This is a genomic window from Pseudozobellia sp. WGM2 (assembly GCF_017810075.1).
Lineage (GTDB): Bacteria > Bacteroidota > Bacteroidia > Flavobacteriales > Flavobacteriaceae > JADNYK01.
Genome location: NZ_JADNYK010000005.1, coordinates 208186 through 224575, shown reverse-complemented (window position 1 = coordinate 224575; position 16390 = coordinate 208186). Strand labels below are relative to the sequence as shown.

12 protein-coding genes are annotated in these 16390 nt (G+C 39.9%); 5 read left to right on the top strand and 7 right to left on the bottom strand.

The features are described 5' to 3' along the window. Positions 1-39: 39 nt before the first annotated feature. Entirely contained in the window at positions 40-831 is a 792-nt protein-coding gene (locus IV512_RS13605) for an NIPSNAP family protein (RefSeq protein WP_209404272.1), read from the top strand. Here the strand turns inward: IV512_RS13605 and IV512_RS13600 are convergent. The 4 genes from IV512_RS13600 to IV512_RS13585 form a co-directional block, all read right to left on the bottom strand. Then, complete coding sequence (locus tag IV512_RS13600) at positions 828-1961, bottom strand: OmpA family protein (protein WP_209404270.1); 1134 nt, start codon at positions 1959-1961, stop codon at positions 828-830. The two genes, IV512_RS13605 and IV512_RS13600, sit on opposite strands and share 4 nt — an antisense overlap. Positions 1962-2031: 70 nt before the next feature. Next, positions 2032-3501: a hypothetical protein gene (locus tag IV512_RS13595; protein ID WP_209404269.1), complete on the bottom strand. Its 1470-nt coding sequence runs from the start codon at positions 3499-3501 to the stop codon at positions 2032-2034. 130 nt (positions 3502-3631) lie between these two features. Further along, a complete protein-coding gene (locus IV512_RS13590) occupies positions 3632-5464 on the bottom strand; it encodes a TonB-dependent receptor (RefSeq protein WP_371743300.1) in 1833 nt (610 codons plus the stop codon). 10 nt (positions 5465-5474) lie between these two features. Further along, positions 5475-8498, bottom strand: a complete 3024-nt coding sequence (locus tag IV512_RS13585) for a tetratricopeptide repeat protein (protein ID WP_209404267.1) — start codon at positions 8496-8498, stop codon at positions 5475-5477. A 237-nt stretch (positions 8499-8735) separates the two neighbouring features. On the opposite strand from IV512_RS13585, the gene IV512_RS13580 reads away from it, so the two are divergent. The 4 genes from IV512_RS13580 (at position 8736) to ppgK (ending at position 12571) form a co-directional block, all read left to right on the top strand. Beyond that, complete coding sequence (locus tag IV512_RS13580) at positions 8736-9419, top strand: cell division ATP-binding protein FtsE (protein ID WP_100869363.1); 684 nt, start codon at positions 8736-8738, stop codon at positions 9417-9419. Positions 9420-9437: 18 nt separating this feature from the next. Next, on the top strand, positions 9438-10253 hold the full coding sequence (locus IV512_RS20070; protein WP_209404265.1) for an NUDIX domain-containing protein: 816 nt from the start codon (positions 9438-9440) through the stop codon (positions 10251-10253). Between the two features lies 1 nt (position 10254). Continuing rightward, positions 10255-11736, top strand: a complete 1482-nt coding sequence (locus IV512_RS13570) for a sulfatase (RefSeq protein ID WP_209404263.1) — start codon at positions 10255-10257, stop codon at positions 11734-11736. Between the two features lie 76 nt (positions 11737-11812). Then, positions 11813-12571, top strand: coding sequence for a polyphosphate--glucose phosphotransferase (gene ppgK, locus IV512_RS13565; protein WP_209404261.1), 759 nt, complete (start codon positions 11813-11815; stop codon positions 12569-12571). A 2-nt stretch (positions 12572-12573) separates the two neighbouring features. On the opposite strand, the gene IV512_RS13560 is transcribed toward ppgK, so the two are convergent. The 3 genes from IV512_RS13560 to typA all read right to left on the bottom strand — a co-directional run bounded on the left by IV512_RS13560 (position 12574) and on the right by typA (position 16304). After that, complete coding sequence (locus IV512_RS13560; RefSeq protein ID WP_209404259.1) at positions 12574-13479, bottom strand: hypothetical protein; 906 nt, start codon at positions 13477-13479, stop codon at positions 12574-12576. 41 nt (positions 13480-13520) lie between these two features. After that, a complete protein-coding gene (locus IV512_RS13555) occupies positions 13521-14309 on the bottom strand; it encodes an SDR family oxidoreductase (RefSeq protein ID WP_209404257.1) in 789 nt (262 codons plus the stop codon). Positions 14310-14504: 195 nt separating this feature from the next. After that, positions 14505-16304 carry a translational GTPase TypA gene (gene typA / locus IV512_RS13550; RefSeq protein WP_209404255.1) on the bottom strand — a complete coding sequence of 600 codons (1800 nt, stop codon included), beginning with the start codon at positions 16302-16304 and terminating at the stop codon, positions 14505-14507. Positions 16305-16390: the final 86 nt, after the last annotated feature.

The window sequence follows — 16390 nt, the reverse complement described above, 5'->3', positions numbered from 1 at the left end:
CTTCATTAAGTTTGGTACCGTTCAAACCAAAACTCTGATATGAAAAAATTAGCCATACGTAAACCATTTATCTGCTTTTTATTATTGACAACTATTGTACTCAGTTCAAATGCACAAGACCAAAAGCGTGAGTTCTATCAACTTAAAACCTACACGGTCAAAGATGAAAATCAAGAATCTCGAATGGACGCCTACTTAAAAAACGCTTACCTCCCAGCACTGAAAAGAGCAAATATTAGTGATGTTGGAGTTTTCAAATTCAGGCCTAATAACTACCTACTGGCCAATAAAATTTATGTACTTATACCCTTTAAATCGCTAGAGCAATTCTCAAAACTTGATGACATGCTCGCACAAGATAAAACGTATGTTTCAGCAGGTACAGATTATATCAACGCCAAATATGACAATCCACCCTACGAACGGATCAATTCAACCTTGATGCGGGCTTTTACCGAAATGCCACAAATGCGTGCTTCGGCTGTCGAGGGCGAAAAAGAAGACCGGGTTTATGAACTTCGCAGCTATGAATCACCAACAGAAGCTACTTATCAAAATAAGGTAGATATGTTTAATGTTGGCGGAGAAGTTGAGTTATTTGAGTCTTTAGGGTTCAATGCTGTTTTTTATGCGGAAGTCATTTCAGGCGACCGTATGCCCAACTTAATGTATATGACGACTTTTTCTGACATGAAAACTAGAGATGCAAAATGGGAATCCTTTTTTAGTTCTGACAAATGGGACGTTTTAAAGAATGATCCCAAATATCAAAACAATATGAACAAGGCAGATAAATTATTGCTTTACCCTACCGAGTACTCGGCATATTAAAGATTGGTATTTAGACCGGAGGGCTTCGAAATAATAAATTCTACCCTTCGGTTCTGTTGTCTTCCTACTTCCGTTTTGTTACTTGCTATGGGCTTTTCACCGCCATAACCCTGATAGACAACCCTACCTTTATCTAACCCCATTTTAATTAAGTGCTCAGCAACTATTCGAGCACGTTGGGTAGATAGTCTATAATTATAGTCTTTCGAACCTATATTATCGGTATGCCCATTTATGGTAATTCTCGCTTGTTCATTTTGTAACAAATACTCAAAAACCCCCTTTAGTTCTGTTTCAGCTTTCGACGTTATTTTAAATTTATCGAACTTAAAAAGAACGTTTTCGAAAACATGGGTCTTATCAAGCTCAATTTGTAAAGATGTCTTTAAGCCTACTTCTTTCACTGTAGTATTCGTTGGTTGAACTTTGGTCAATTTGAACATATCAACATAATAATAAGCTCCTTGCTTGGCATTTCTTTTGGTCTTAAAAAGTCGAGTGCGCTTATTGCTCTTGAAATTTCCCATTATCAAGTACCGCTCCGTTCCTTTCGCGACAAATTGCGTGTGAACCAATATCCAATCTTGGGTGTCTGAATAAAAATTACTGTAACCGATTTCCATAAAGCTATAATCGTTTTCCTTTTGTTGGTATAATAACTTTTTTGAAAGCACTTTCTTCGTAGTTAAATTGATGGCCTCTTTGGCCAACAACATTCCAAATTCCTTAATGGCAAAATCGGAACGTTCAGCAAGACTGACATAGAAGGAAATTTGATATTTTTCTCCCTTTATCAAAGGGCCATTCAATTCTGCCTGTAGATATTCTCTATAGTCATCTGGCGCGTACAAATAAAGACCTGCGTAGCCGACACCGAAATCAGCTGTTTGAGCACCATTGAAGTTCTCCGGTGTGCCCATCTCCGTACTACAACCATTAAAATAATCGGTCGAACCACCTGTCGGTGTTGACCAATTTTGAACATCTGAATCAAAATTACCTAAGTGTCCAGGACAATTAACGAAGCTTTCAAAACTAGGGTTTTTTATTAAATTTTGCGCGTAGCCTATTTCCGACACAAGAAGTAAAATGAGCAGTTGCACTCTAACAGCTAAAAATGTCCGGAGCATTTTAAAGGGTTTAATCCTCTAAAAATATAAAATATTAGAAAACAGCGAACAAGACCTATTTTGGAACGACTTACAGGGAATCCATATACTCATGGATCAGGTCGACACCTTCATCATGAAGTTTCGTTATGCCAATTAACGGCATTGACGGACCATAGGCAGGCGAAGTCTCGACCCTACTCTTGATATCGTCTTTAAATTCAACAATCAAACTTTCGGTCAAGGCCGTTTCGTACCTAAAGTCAGGGCGACCTTCATTGTTTGAGTTATGTAGCCCACCAGGTTGGTGGCAATGTGCACAGTTGACATCCATATAAGCTCGTGTACGACCTTCTAGAGAAAAAGAAGAATCCGCCCAATCCGGTAAACGCTCAACTTGAGAAAGTTCTGGTGCACCGGCCAACAATTCTTTATCTATAAAATATTGCAATTGATTCTTACCGTTATATGCAAAATTGAGATTACGTGCTTTAGGGCCTATAGGTATAGTAATATCATTCACATTATGGCATTGTGCACAATTAATTGTGAACGGAACTTGATAATTGACAGTTCGGCTTTCGCCTAAATTGTCTATCCAATTCACGGTAACCGTAGGTGCACTGTTTGAAAATACCGCATCGGTCTGGTTTTCGTTCCAAATATAATTGCCCATATTCCAAGAACCCCCGGTCTTTATAAGAAGTCTTGTTTCTATCAGTTTTCGCCCTGCATCAGGATTTCTTTCATCGTTCAGATAATAAAATGTTTTACTGATTACCGTACCATCGGGAAACTGTAAAAGTCCCTCATCGCTATAGGTCATTTGACCACCTTCCGGTAAAGAAATAGTTCTAAACTTATATGCATAGTCAGTATAAAGTTGGGTACTAAGACTGTATTCATGCGAAGTATTATGGGTAATCAAATCTGCCGGGGAGCCTCGAAATATCTGAAGATCCGATAACTTCGGTAAAAACTCGGCCACTACATAGACCGTATCATCTACATACGGGTTAGTATTGGCAGAAACTTCTTCTCCGTTAGTAAATCCGTCAGCATCACAATCAGAATTGGCCCATACACTATTTTGGGCATTATAGCCTTCATAATTCTCGTCTTGAACAGGATCGCAAGGGTTGTCTTTATCCGTACCGTTTGCATCTTCCTGAAAATCGGGCACACCATCACCATCTGAATCCTTCGATTCATTAACAAAGGGATCTGTGTTATCACTTAGCTCCTGAGCATTCGAAATACCATCGGTATCACAATCTGCACCTAACCAAGTAGTATTGTTGACATCATATCCCGTATACCCGGAGCTCGGTTTTGGATCGCAAGGGTTATTTTTGTTCGTACCATTTAAAGTTTCTTGCTCATCGGTTATGCCATCACCATCAGTATCGATATCTGAGGATGGAGATGTTCCGTCATCAGATTTACAGGCCGCAAGAATCAAAACGGCCATAATCAATACAAAACCGCTAAGTTTTTTAATCCAAAGATTTTTGGGAAAGGCGAACGCGGAAAAACTCCTCCTAAAAGAAAATTGCGGCAAATGCAACATAGTTAATAATTATCTTCAATAGCAATTACAACAAAAATAACCAATAGCTAAGAATACCCCTATTGCAATAGACAAGTACCCTTTAAAATCGGTTTATGTGCTTCTCACACTACTAAAATCCCTATAAATCAAATTTATATGTAGCCCCGCCCAAAATCTGTAGCCCTTGTACGGGATAATTGGCCCATCGTTGATAGTTGTTATTGGCTATATTAGCAGCTTTCAGAAAAAAGGAGAGCTGATCGTTCCAACGGTAACCAATATGCGCATTAGCATCAAAGTAAGAATCAAGCTCTATAATTTCAGCAGTAAAGCTTGATGGCACACCCGATGCATTGGCGATAGTTGCCACATCTTCTCGACTACCTACGTAAAAGAGGTTTGCTCCGGCATACCATTTTTCTCCAATTTGATAGTCCATGAAAAGTGAACCTTTAAGTTCTGGAAGATTCCATGCCGGGTTGTCGGTTTCGGTGTTATAATTAAAATATTCCGCATTGACACCTAAAGTAAAATTTCTATTAACATCGACATTCAATTCGCCAAAGACACCAATGGTCTTCATGTCATCGTAGAACACTTCAAAAGAATTACCATAGAAATACCCCTTTTCATCGTCACGTAAAGTGTTCTGCGGGTTTAATTTAAATAGTGGAATACGGTTCTCTGCAGTATAAGAAGCTTTTACATTATAACTCAAATTCGGAAGTAGTTGCCCCTTTAGACCTACATAACCATCATATTGTTTATCGGTTGGTTGAATAGTAAGAGTCGGTGACACATAAGGATTCTCTTCAACAAAGCCATAATATGAATTTTGTTTACGGTCGCCTTCTACCCCACCATATACAATAGCAGTTTCATCAAGTAACCGATAAGACGCTGAAACTGATGGATAGATATAAAAATTGCTATCGCTGTTTTCCATATCTAACCCATACACCAGTTTAACCCCTAAATTAAGGGAATAGTCTTCGCCCGCCATCACAAGGTTTGGACTCAGGCCCACCTGTAGATTGCTATATTTTATACCTGGTACACTGCTCTGATTGTTCAGACTTGAATTTTCAAATTTTCCGTTTACAAAGTCGGCTTCAGCCTTGATTTCAAGCTTTTCTTCCGCAACGGGAAAACCAAGACCTGTTTCAAAAACAGCCCTATTTTCGCCAGATTTAGTAGCGTCCCAAAAACGTCTATAGTTTAATTTTGCATTTTCAAAATAAGAATCCTCCATATTGATATAACCGCCTGCACCGGCCTTAAAATAGTTTTGACGCTCTTCTATCGAGTTGACGATTTCTTCGGTAAAAACACCATCAGGTATGCCATACCAATTATAGAGTTGGTGCTGAGCACTAATATCTGCGCCCCAATCGAAATCGCGGTCTCTTTTAATATAGGCAGCATCCAGTTTTGAGTTTGAATAAATATTATCTAAAGCAACCCCATCTATATCACCCCGAGATGAACTATGATCTAAACCGATGGTATAACCCGACTCACGGTCAATGGTCTTGCTGGTGTAAAATTTGCCCATCACATTGGCAGGGTTACCGCCTCCGCCCGACGCATAAGAATTGTATAAAACCGGTGGAGGTGTTTTCTTTACAGCCGAAGCTTGCCCCTTAGCCGGGGTAAAAGTCGATGCCACCGGAACCGAAAATATATTATATTCAATTTTCTTTTTCTGAAGTACGATTGAATCGTTTAGATTAGGAGTAGACTTGATTTTAAAAGCATCTGAAATCGTTGGGGTATACGCTTTGGTAACCGTTACGGTTTCAGTACCGATATCATCCTTTTCCTCTTCTTCTTGGGCACTTATGGTTTGTGACAAACCCAAAAACAAGAGTATTATAATTTTTATATGTTTGAGCATTGTGTGTTCTTTATTTGACATTTTATTTTCATTAAGGCCCTGAGTCGAGATATCTCCTATTCTTTCTACCGTCATTATGCTCGACTTAATTTTCATTTGTTCTTACCGAAGAATTACTTTGCGCCTCTTTAGCCTTGATAATAGATAGTTCTCCTTTAGCCTCCGTAACCACTTCCGGGAACTGACTGAAATTGGAAACCACACTATCTAAAATATAGGTAGCCTGATAGGCATCACCTAAGGCATAAAAGTTTTTAGCCATGATAATCAGACCTTTTCCACCCCACTCTTTATAGCTCGAGTAGTCTTTAGCCAGTTTTTGTACTGATATATTCGAACCTTCAAAATCTTGCTTCTTGTGCTTAAAGTAAGCATTGTAATAAAGGGCTTCCGCCGCTGTCGAACCAGAAGCTATGGTCAAGACCGTAGCGTAGGCACTTTCTGCCTTTGTCTCATTGCCAGTGGCAACTGCCGATCTTGCAATCATGATATGCGCATCACTCTTTATTCGATTGTCTATGGTCGGGGTAGCCAAGACCTTATCGGCATAGGCAAGGGTCTGGTCATAATTTTTTTGCTCATAATACCCTTTCATAAGGTTCGACTGCGCAAATGTTCGATTCTGTTGAATATCTGCTTGGTTTTCCAGACGTTTTAGATACGGCAAAGCGGAAGTGTAATCATCTTGACCGATATAGATTTCACAAACCCTTGTCAAGGCCTGCTCTGCATATTCGCTACCGGCTTTATCGGCAACAAATTTGTAGTTTGGTAACGCCTTGCCCTTATCACCTTTGGCAAAATAGAGTTGTGCCAAATTAAAATTGGCCTTTACCGCATTCAACCCGTTAGGAAACTGCTCTATATATTTTTCGTATCCACGGATGGCCGCATCTTTTTTACCTTCTAGGTTCTGTTTGTCGGCCGATTCAAATGTAGCATTGTCAAGCTCGGCATCGGTAACCTCTATAAAGTCGACATTCTGTACCCAAGCGGCATATTCATCTACCCTACCTAAATCAACATAAATCAATTTGGCAGTTGACACCGCCTGAATAGCTTCTTGAGTGTTAGGGAAGTTATTCACAACCGCCTTAAACTTGCTCAATGCTTGTTCATTTCTGTTCGCATTATAATGTACAAGCCCTTGTCGCATCATGGCCTGTGGCACCAAAGAGCTGCCCTTATATTCATTGATCATTCGATCATAGGTTTTCAAGCCCTGTTGTTCTTGACCTGCCGAAACCAACGTATTCGCCAATTCAAAAAGGGCATCGTCTTTTAAGGTTGATCTTGGGTATGAAGAAACAAAAGATCTCAACTCTTCAATTTTAGTGTCTCTTCGGTCTACAAAACCATAACTGATCGCTTTTTGAAAAGCGGCATAATCTTTTTCAGGACCAGTTAAGGCCAAAGCCTTGTTGTAAGTTTCAATGGCTGGCCAATACTTGCTGGTCACAAAATAACTATCACCCAATCTCAAATAGCCATCATATAATTTCTGAGTATCTGTAGTACCAGAACCTGTAAAATCGGTGAAATACGAAACAGCATTACCATAGTCTTTCAACTTAAAATATGTATAGGCCAGATTGTAATTCAAGTCTTTAAATTCTTCGGTCGAACTAGCGGAAGGGTTTTGCTGAAACTGAATATAATCGACCAAAGCGGCGTCAAAATTATTCAACAGATATTCCGATTCAGCTTTCCAGTAATTGGCGCGTGCTTTAAAAAGGGAGTTTTCGGCATTATCCAACGATTTTCGAAAATTATCTGCCGCATCTGCATACTCATCGTTCATAAAAAGCTCTATTGCCCGGTAGTACGCCACTTTTTGATAGGTTTCTTTACTGGCATAATTTCTGTTCTTCTCCAACAGTTCCATTGCCCCTTCAAAATTTTTCGAAGTGATATATGAATCTACCAAGAGGTTTTGCATTTCTTCCGTGGCACCATCATTCGGGTACTTCGCCAGATAATCACTTATTACCTTAGGCACGGGTTCATAGGCATTACCTACCTCATAGCTCAAACGTGCATAATTAAGGTTGGCATCTTTTTGAATATCCTCAGAAAAATCCATTTGCGATGCATTTCTAAAAGCATTTAGGGCTTCTTGCTTCTTATCTAACTTCAGATAGCATTCCGCTAGATGGTAATAGGCATTTTGTGACACACTGTTGGTGCCGTCTATAATCTTGTTAAACTGCTGTACCGCATTGGCGTAATCGCCCTGTTTGTAATATGAATATCCTAAGAGATAGAAATCGGTATTGTTCCACTTTCCTCTTTTGCCTTGATAATCTTCTAAATAAGGTATCGCATTGGCATATTGGCCCATATTAAAATAGCTCTCACCAATTATTTTGCTCAGTTCCGATTTTTCTTTACGATCACCTTTGGCCATCTGCTTTTTTGCCAAGGCCAATGCCTCTTCGAACTTACCGAGCTTAAAATTCATATCCGCTTGGTAGTAATCCATTTTTTCTTCCAGAATTTCAGGATCTTGAATTTCATCAAAACGCTGGTTTGCCGTTTCATAATCATCTTGCTGATAGGCAATATAACCCTGATAATATTTGGCCTGAGAACCATAAACTGCAGAACTCTCTACTTTTTGCAAATAACGCTCGGCCTCTTTCTGCTTTCCAGAGGAAAAAAGCGAGTACCCGTAGTTGAAATTGAACTTGTCCATTTCTTGGCGAGATAATACACCTTGATCTACTTTATTGTACCACTTAAGGGCATAAGGATATTTACCGGTTTCAAAATAGTATTCTGCAACATCTACGTAAGCGGAGTTACGCTTCGTTGAAGTCGGGTATTTGGCGACAAAATCTTCCATTAAGCGATCGGCACCCAATTGATTCAAACGTACCGCCGCATTAGCCTCATAATAGGCACTGTTCGACTTGGTTTCTAAATCATCGGAGTTATCCTTTACTTTTGAAAAAATGGTCTGTGCCGCCTGATACTGCTCATTGTGATAAAGCGCAAGGGCATCTTGATATTCTTTTTTGTCGTGGGTATAGATTTTGGTCTCTTGGGATGTTCCAATAGCGACCGTTCCCAAGAAGATGGGAATTAAAACGGTGATTTTTTTCAGCATAGTGTTCTACTAACCTTATTATTAATTTTAATAACGTCGAATATTGTACCAAAGTATATTCAGACAATTAAATAATGCTTAACAAAAGAAAAAGATTTTTGTAAAACAGCCTATTCCGTTACCAATGAACTTATTACTTTTATATCAACAAAAGTCTACCTTCATAAATTCTGCGGCCAAATAAACAGAGTCGCGACATGTTGACAAACTTTTAGCATAAAACGCACTGCCCAAATTATGTCAGAAACCATTTTAGAATTAAAAGATGCCTCAATTTTTCAGAAAGAAAGTCTTGTACTCAACGATGTAAGCCTTGATGTTCAAAAAGGTGAATTTGTTTATTTAATCGGAAAGACCGGTAGCGGAAAAAGTAGTTTCATGAAAACACTTTATGGCGACCTTCCCCTTCGAAATGGCACGGGAAGCATTGTCGGTTTCGACCTTAAAAAATTACGGGAGAAAGACATACCCTATCTCAGGAGAAAAATAGGCATCGTCTTTCAAGATTTTAAATTGTTGCCCGATAGAAACATCAATAATAACCTCTATTTTGTACTAAAGGCGACCGGCTGGAAAGACAGACCTAAAATGAACCAGAAGATTGAAGATGTACTTTCAAAAGTTGGCATGAAGACGAAAGGGTTCAAGTTTCCACATGAACTTTCCGGTGGTGAGCAGCAGCGTGTCGCCATTGCCCGTGCTCTCTTGAACGACCCCGATCTTATTCTGGCAGATGAACCTACAGGAAATTTAGACCCCCAGACCAGTGTAGAAGTTATGAAGGTGCTACAAGAAATACACAAATCGGGCCGCTCGATTCTTATGGCAACGCATGACTATGCACTTATTCTCAAGTACCCCTCGAAAACCCTTAAATGTGACGGAAACAAAATTTTTGAGGTGGTTCAGCGCGCCATATAAAATTCAGCCTGCCAAACTATGATATTTAAAAAGAGAACCTATACGGCAGATAAAAAAGTAAATCCGTTTATAGGCGCTTTACTTTTTCTAATATCCATTGTGCTCATTTTAGTTACTGGGCCACTTGGTTTCGTTTACGGTATTCTTCACACTTTTGTTACTAAAGGAATTCGTGGTATTGGAGAATTTTTCCTTAAAATTGCCATTTCCGTAGACCAGTTGGGCAATGTACTCATGCAACATTTACTTAATGTTCTTTGGATGAAGCGCGGAGGGTATAAATTCGGAAATCGAGACGAGACCATCTCAAGTGCCTTGGGCAGAAATAAAAAATTAGGGACTTTAACTTGGCAAGGAAGGTTGATTGATAAAATATTGGATATTATCGATCCGAACCATTCACTAAATTCTATAGATTATTATATTGAACCTTCCCAAAATATAATTGACAAACTAGCGTGGATCCATATTGTAGATGGAAAAATTCTTGTAGCCCGAAACCGTGGTAGAGATAAGTTTTACATCCCTGGAGGAAAAAGGGAAATAGGCGAATCTGATGCGCAGACACTCTTTCGCGAAATACAGGAAGAATTGAGCGTTGAAATCGAACTTGCAACCATGCAATTTATAGGTATATTCGAAGCTCAAGCCGATAGCCACAAACCGGGAGTTTTGGTTCGAATGACATGTTATTCGGCACTGTATAGAGGTAATCTCGTTCCAGCTTCAGAGATTGAAGAAATGGCTTGGCTAAATTATGACGATAGCGAGAAAGTTTCAGAAGTTGATACCTTAATTTTTGATGTACTCAAAGAAAACGGGAAACTAATTTAATATGTATAAATATCTTTTCACTTTACTGTTTCTCTTCAGTTTTGTAATTGAGCCAGAGCAATCAATAGAAACTAAAGAGCGGCCCAATTTTCTATTTATAGCAGTCGATGATTTGCGCAATGAATTGGGGGTATTTGAAAATTCCCAAGCCATTACCCCACACATGAACGCGCTAGCAAATTCTGGCTCCCTTTTTACACATCATTATGTGCAAGTGCCTACATGCGGGGCTTCACGTCACGCTTTAATAACTGGAATGAGACCGTACAAACCGATTCATCTTAGCAATCGTGCCATTGAAATGGAAATTTCCGGTCAACCGGAGAAAAAATCACCGGAAAGCTTTTTTCATCGGTTTAAGCAAGAAGGTTATCATACCGTCGGAATCGGAAAAATTTCGCATTCGGCAGATGGCCTGGTCTATGGTTACGAAGAAGAACCTTCGAACCAAAGGGAACTGCCCTATAGCTGGAGTGAATTACTTTTTGACCCTGGAAAATGGAAAACAGGATGGAACGCTTTTTTCGCTTATGCCAACGGTGAAAATCGTCAAAGCCTGAATAAGCAGGTTAAACCGTACGAGGCAGGAGAAACCAATGATGAGGGCTACCCTGATGGGCTTACCGCCAATCTTGCCGTTGCAAAACTGAAAGAACTCAAAACTTCAAAAAAACCCTTTTTTATGGGGGTCGGTTTTTTTAAACCACACCTTCCCTTTAATGCACCAAAGAAATATTGGGATCTGTATAAACGAGACAGTATAAAAGTCTCGCAGAATGGTAACATTCCCGAAAACATCAACCTGGCGAGCCTACAAAACAATGGTGAATTCAATCAATATGCCCTCGGGGAAGAAAAGGCACGTTTGAACCAACCCGTTTCAAAAGAATATGCACAAAAGTTGCGTCATGCCTACCTGGCATCCGTTAGTTACGCTGATGCACAAATAGGAAAATTGATCGAAGAACTTAAGACCTTGGGCTTAGATAAGAATACCGTAGTGGTCATCTGGGGCGATCATGGTTGGCATTTGGGCGATCAGCGGGTTTGGGGCAAACACACCCTTTTTGAAAATGCACTCAAAAGCACCCTGATTATAAAGGCCCCCGAACTTGAAAATCAACCAAACCGGATCGATAACATCGTAGAAACGGTTGACCTCTATCCTACTCTTTTAGAGCTAGGTGGTTTATCACGTCAAGAAAATCTTGATGGTGCCAGCTTAGTACCTTTATTGAAGTCGAAATCTTTAAAAGGAAATGATGTCGCCTATAGTTATTACAAAAAGGGAATCTCCTTAAGAACCCCAGAATACCGGTTGACAAAATATTATAGAGATGAAGAGCCGACCGTCGAATTATACGATCATAAAATTGAGAATTTTGAAAATAAAAACTTAGCGAAAGAACGACCCGATATTATTGCACAACTTACACCACTTTTAGAGAAAGGTGATACCGGTCTGTATGATAAAGAGGAATAACAACTATTGCTTGACATAGCTTTCTCTACTATTAAAAGTTTTTGTTATTTTGTCAACCTAAACACAAAATTAAATAATGGAAGTACTGGGTATTGATGTTGGAGGTTCTGGAATTAAAGGTGGTATAGTAAATATCGAATCAGGTAAGATGATATCTGAACGCCATCGCATACCGACCCCAAAATCACGTACTCCCGAGGCAATGGCAGATGTAATCGCTCAAATTGTTTCGCACTTCGATTACAAAGGAAAAGTAGGTTGCGGTTTCCCGACAGTCATAAAAAAAGGGGTCTGCAAATCACCCGGAAATCTAGACCCCAGCTGGTTAGGTGTAAACGTAGAAAAACTGCTGGAAGATAAAACTGGCCTAGACTTTACCGTAGTCAACGACGCCGATATTGCGGGGTACGCCTCAATGAACTATGGTATCGGCAAAGGTGCCGAAGGTCTGGTCATTATGATCACTATAGGCACAGGATTAGGTAGCGGAGCCTTTTTAGATGGTAAATTGATACCTAATTTTGAACTCGGACAAATTCCCTATAAAAAATATAAGAAAATTGAGCTTTGGGCGGCGGGTTCTGCCAAAGAACGTGAAAATTTATCCTATAAAAAATGGGGCAAACGTTTCAACAAGTTTTTGAAGTATGTTGAGCTTATCGTATCACCAGATCTAATTCTTTTGGGTGGTGGGGCCTCCAAAGACTTTGATGAATTCAAAGACTATATAAAAATAGAAACCCCCGTAGTCCCTGCTCAACTGCAGAACCACGCGGGCATCATCGGGGCAGCAGCTGCGGCAATGCACAAACTGCCTATCGAGGAATCTAACTAAATTTAAAGTTCCTCGGCATTTTCGGGCATAGCATAGTAATCTTCGGGCAAATCTTTTATAAAATGCATCTCACTCACTTCAATATCAGTGATATGCTCCCCGGGCCGACCATCGACCGTCCAGTGTGTTTTCAATGATTTAGGCAATAGCACTCCATCAACGTCTATCAATTCACCGACTTCCATAAACTTTTCAGGGTTGTGCCCCCCATCTTTGAAATATTCAGGATAAGAAACAATATATCTGGTGGCCGTAAGTAATTGGTTTTCGGCATCAAACTGTAAGATATAATAATCATCAGGTGCATCGCCGGTGCCAGCATCAAAAGTTGCTTTCACCACATTGTTCGTCTTACCTTGATATTCGGTCTGAGGCAAAAGCTCCAAATTAACACCTTCCCCATCCAATACGAAAGGGTGCCCCATTAAGTAAATGGGGGTCAATGCCCAAAACTTGGTATCGTACACAAAGGCAGTACTGTCTGCGGCTTGAAGCCATGCCTTTTCACCAGTGTACCCAAAACGGGCCGTACTATCACTAACACTGGTATGCTTTGCCCTATTGCTCCAAACATCTACCGTCTGGTAACTGTCACGTGGGGTTTTACCATCTAATGGTATATAATTGAACCGAAAAGCGAGCGAACCGTTACCGAACCAGTTGTCGAGCCCACCGTGAGCTTCCATAGAAGCCCAAATTACTTTTCCGGCATCAGATCCTGACAATCTTTTTTTAGCTTTGGCCACTCTTTTATCGACCCAGCTCTGGGGGATTTTCGAATCAGTTCGTGTGCTGACTTCCTTAGTCTCACTCTTTGACTCCTCTGTTTTATTCTTTTTAGTATTACAACCCGTAATAAAAACGATACTTAACAAGGGGAGCATAATGCTCAGTTTTTTCAACAACATATTTAATTTTAGTTATTTACCCGAAATGTGCTGTAATAAGATTACATGGCTTTATGACTAAGACTTGCATCTCGACGCTCATCATAACTTGATGCAATCTTCTCATCAAACTTTTCAGGACTTTCAAAATTCAACTTACTATCGTTGAGTCGTTGTTGCCCCCCAAAAATTACATGTAATTTTTTATTGATTAAACCCTGAATCGACCTTTCGGCGACAAATTCCGGGGTGTCCATTTCTTTTGCTTGGGAAGTTTTCATCATATCAGTATCCGTAGCAGTAGGATACACGCAGGTAACGGAAATATTGAAGGGTTTCAACTCGCGACGAATGGAATCTGAAAACTGTCGAATTCCCGCTTTGGTGCTACCGTAAACGCCGTAGAACGGCATACCAATGAGGCCTAAGCCAGAAGATACGTTCATAATAGCTGCCTCCTCAGAAATTTTCAAAAGGGGAATACAGTACTTGGTCAAAACCAAAACCGCGGTAAAGTTCACTGCTATCTGGTCATAAAGATCTTCATCGGATATTTCATCTAAAGGCCCTGCGGAAACCACACCGGCATTATTGATAAGAATATCTAGTTGACCCCACTCATCTTGAATTTTAGAGGCCATGTCTCGAAGCACACTTAAATCACCTACATCACCGCGCACCAAAAGAAAGTTAACCGTCTCAAATGTTCGTCGTAGTTCTTTAAGGTTTTCTTTATCTCTACCAATAACAGCTATATCTCGAACTCCATGCTTTACAAGTTCGTCGATCATACACTTACCGATACCTCGTGATCCGCCAGTAATCAGTACCTTTTTATCTTTCAATTGCATATTTATAGAATTAGGGTTCTCTCAAGTAAATCACTATTAATATATACATATTCTAGTGCAAGTCGAACTTTTAAAAAACAGCAAAAAAAAGAATTACGAAGACGCTAATTATCGGGTGTCGATTTTAGGAATTTAATAAGGAATTAACGCTTTAGAAAAAGAAAAAGCCCTGAAAAATTTCAGGGCTTTATAAACTTATGCGATCTTATTGCGCTTTCGGTCTACCTCGGTCAGATATATTTTTCTTAATCGAAGGTGATTAGGTGTTACCTCAACGTATTCATCTTTCTGAATATACTCCAAAGCTTCTTCTAATGAAAACTTGATTGCCGGTACAATCTTAGCTTTATCATCAGCCCCGGAAGAACGTACGTTCGACAGTTTTTTCGTTTTTGTGATATTAATAGTCATATCGTCACCACGCGAATTTTCACCAATAACCTGGCCTTCATAGATGTCTTCACCTGGATCTACAAAAAACTTGCCACGATCTTGAAGTTTATCGATAGAATATGGTATTGCTTTTCCTTTTTCCATAGATACCAACGAACCATTCTGTCTTTGAGGGATATCCCCTTTCATTGGCTGATATTCCAAGAATCGGTGGGCCATAATAGCCTCACCGGCAGTCGCAGTTAAAAGTTGATTACGCAAACCGATGATACCACGAGAAGGAATAATGAACTCACATATCATTCGGTCTCCCTTAGCCTCCATACTGGTCATTTCTCCCTTGCGTATTGACACCATCTCTACAGCTTTACCAGAAACTTCTTCCGGCAAATCGATAGTCAATGCTTCAACAGGCTCACATTTTACACCATCAATTTCTTTGATAATTACCTGTGGCTGACCGATTTGAATTTCATAACCTTCACGACGCATAGTCTCGATCAATACCGAAAGGTGCAATACACCTCGCCCAAACACCAAGAATTTATCGGCACTATCGGTTTCGTTTACTCGAAGCGCCAAGTTTTTTTCAAGTTCACGCTCTAAACGCTCTTTAATATGTCTAGAGGTTACGAATTTACCATCGTTACCGAAGAACGGACTATCGTTAATCGTAAACAACATACTCATTGTTGGCTCATCGATAGCAATGGTCTTCAACCCTTCAGGGTTCTCCAAATCTGCAACCGTATCTCCGATTTCAAACCCTTCGACACCTACCAATGCACAGATGTCACCTGTAGCGACTTCTTGCACCTTTTTACGGCCTAAACCTTCAAATACAAAAAGTTCTTTGATTCTAGATTTTACAATGCTACCATCTCTTTTCACTAAAGAAACCTGCTGACCTTCTTTAAGATGGCCTCTTTGAAGCCTACCAATAGCAATTCTACCCGTAAAAGAAGAGAAATCTAAAGAGGTAATCAACATTTGCGTGTTACCTTCTTCAGGCTTAAAAGTGGGTATATGTTCGATGACCATATCTAACAATGGTTCGATATTTTCAGTCTCTTTTTTCCAATCATCGCTCATCCAGTTGTTTTTGGCAGAACCATAAACAACGGGGAAATCAAGCTGCCATTCTTCGGCGCCCAATTCGAACATAAGGTCAAAAACCTTTTCATGAACCTCTTCAGGAGTACAATTCTCTTTATCGACCTTGTTGACCACTACACAAGGTTTCAAGCCCAAATCAATAGCTTTTTGCAATACAAAACGGGTCTGTGGCATCGGCCCTTCGAAGGCATCGACCAACAGAAGTACACCATCTGCCATATTCAATACACGTTCTACCTCACCACCAAAGTCGGCGTGACCAGGAGTGTCGATAATATTGATCTTGGTATCTTTATAAACTACCGAAACGTTTTTCGAGGTAATCGTAATACCTCGCTCACGCTCTAAATCATTGTTATCAAGAATCAAGTCACCAGTATTCTCGTTCTCACGAAAAAGTTGGCAGTGGTACATGATTTTATCGACCAGGGTTGTCTTGCCGTGGTCAACGTGTGCGATAATCGCGATGTTCTTTGTTGTAGACATAATTTTGTTTTATAAAAGGCCGCTCCTTTTGAGCGCGCAAAGATACTGCTATTTTTTCAGTAGTTACCTAATAGCATGTTATTTTT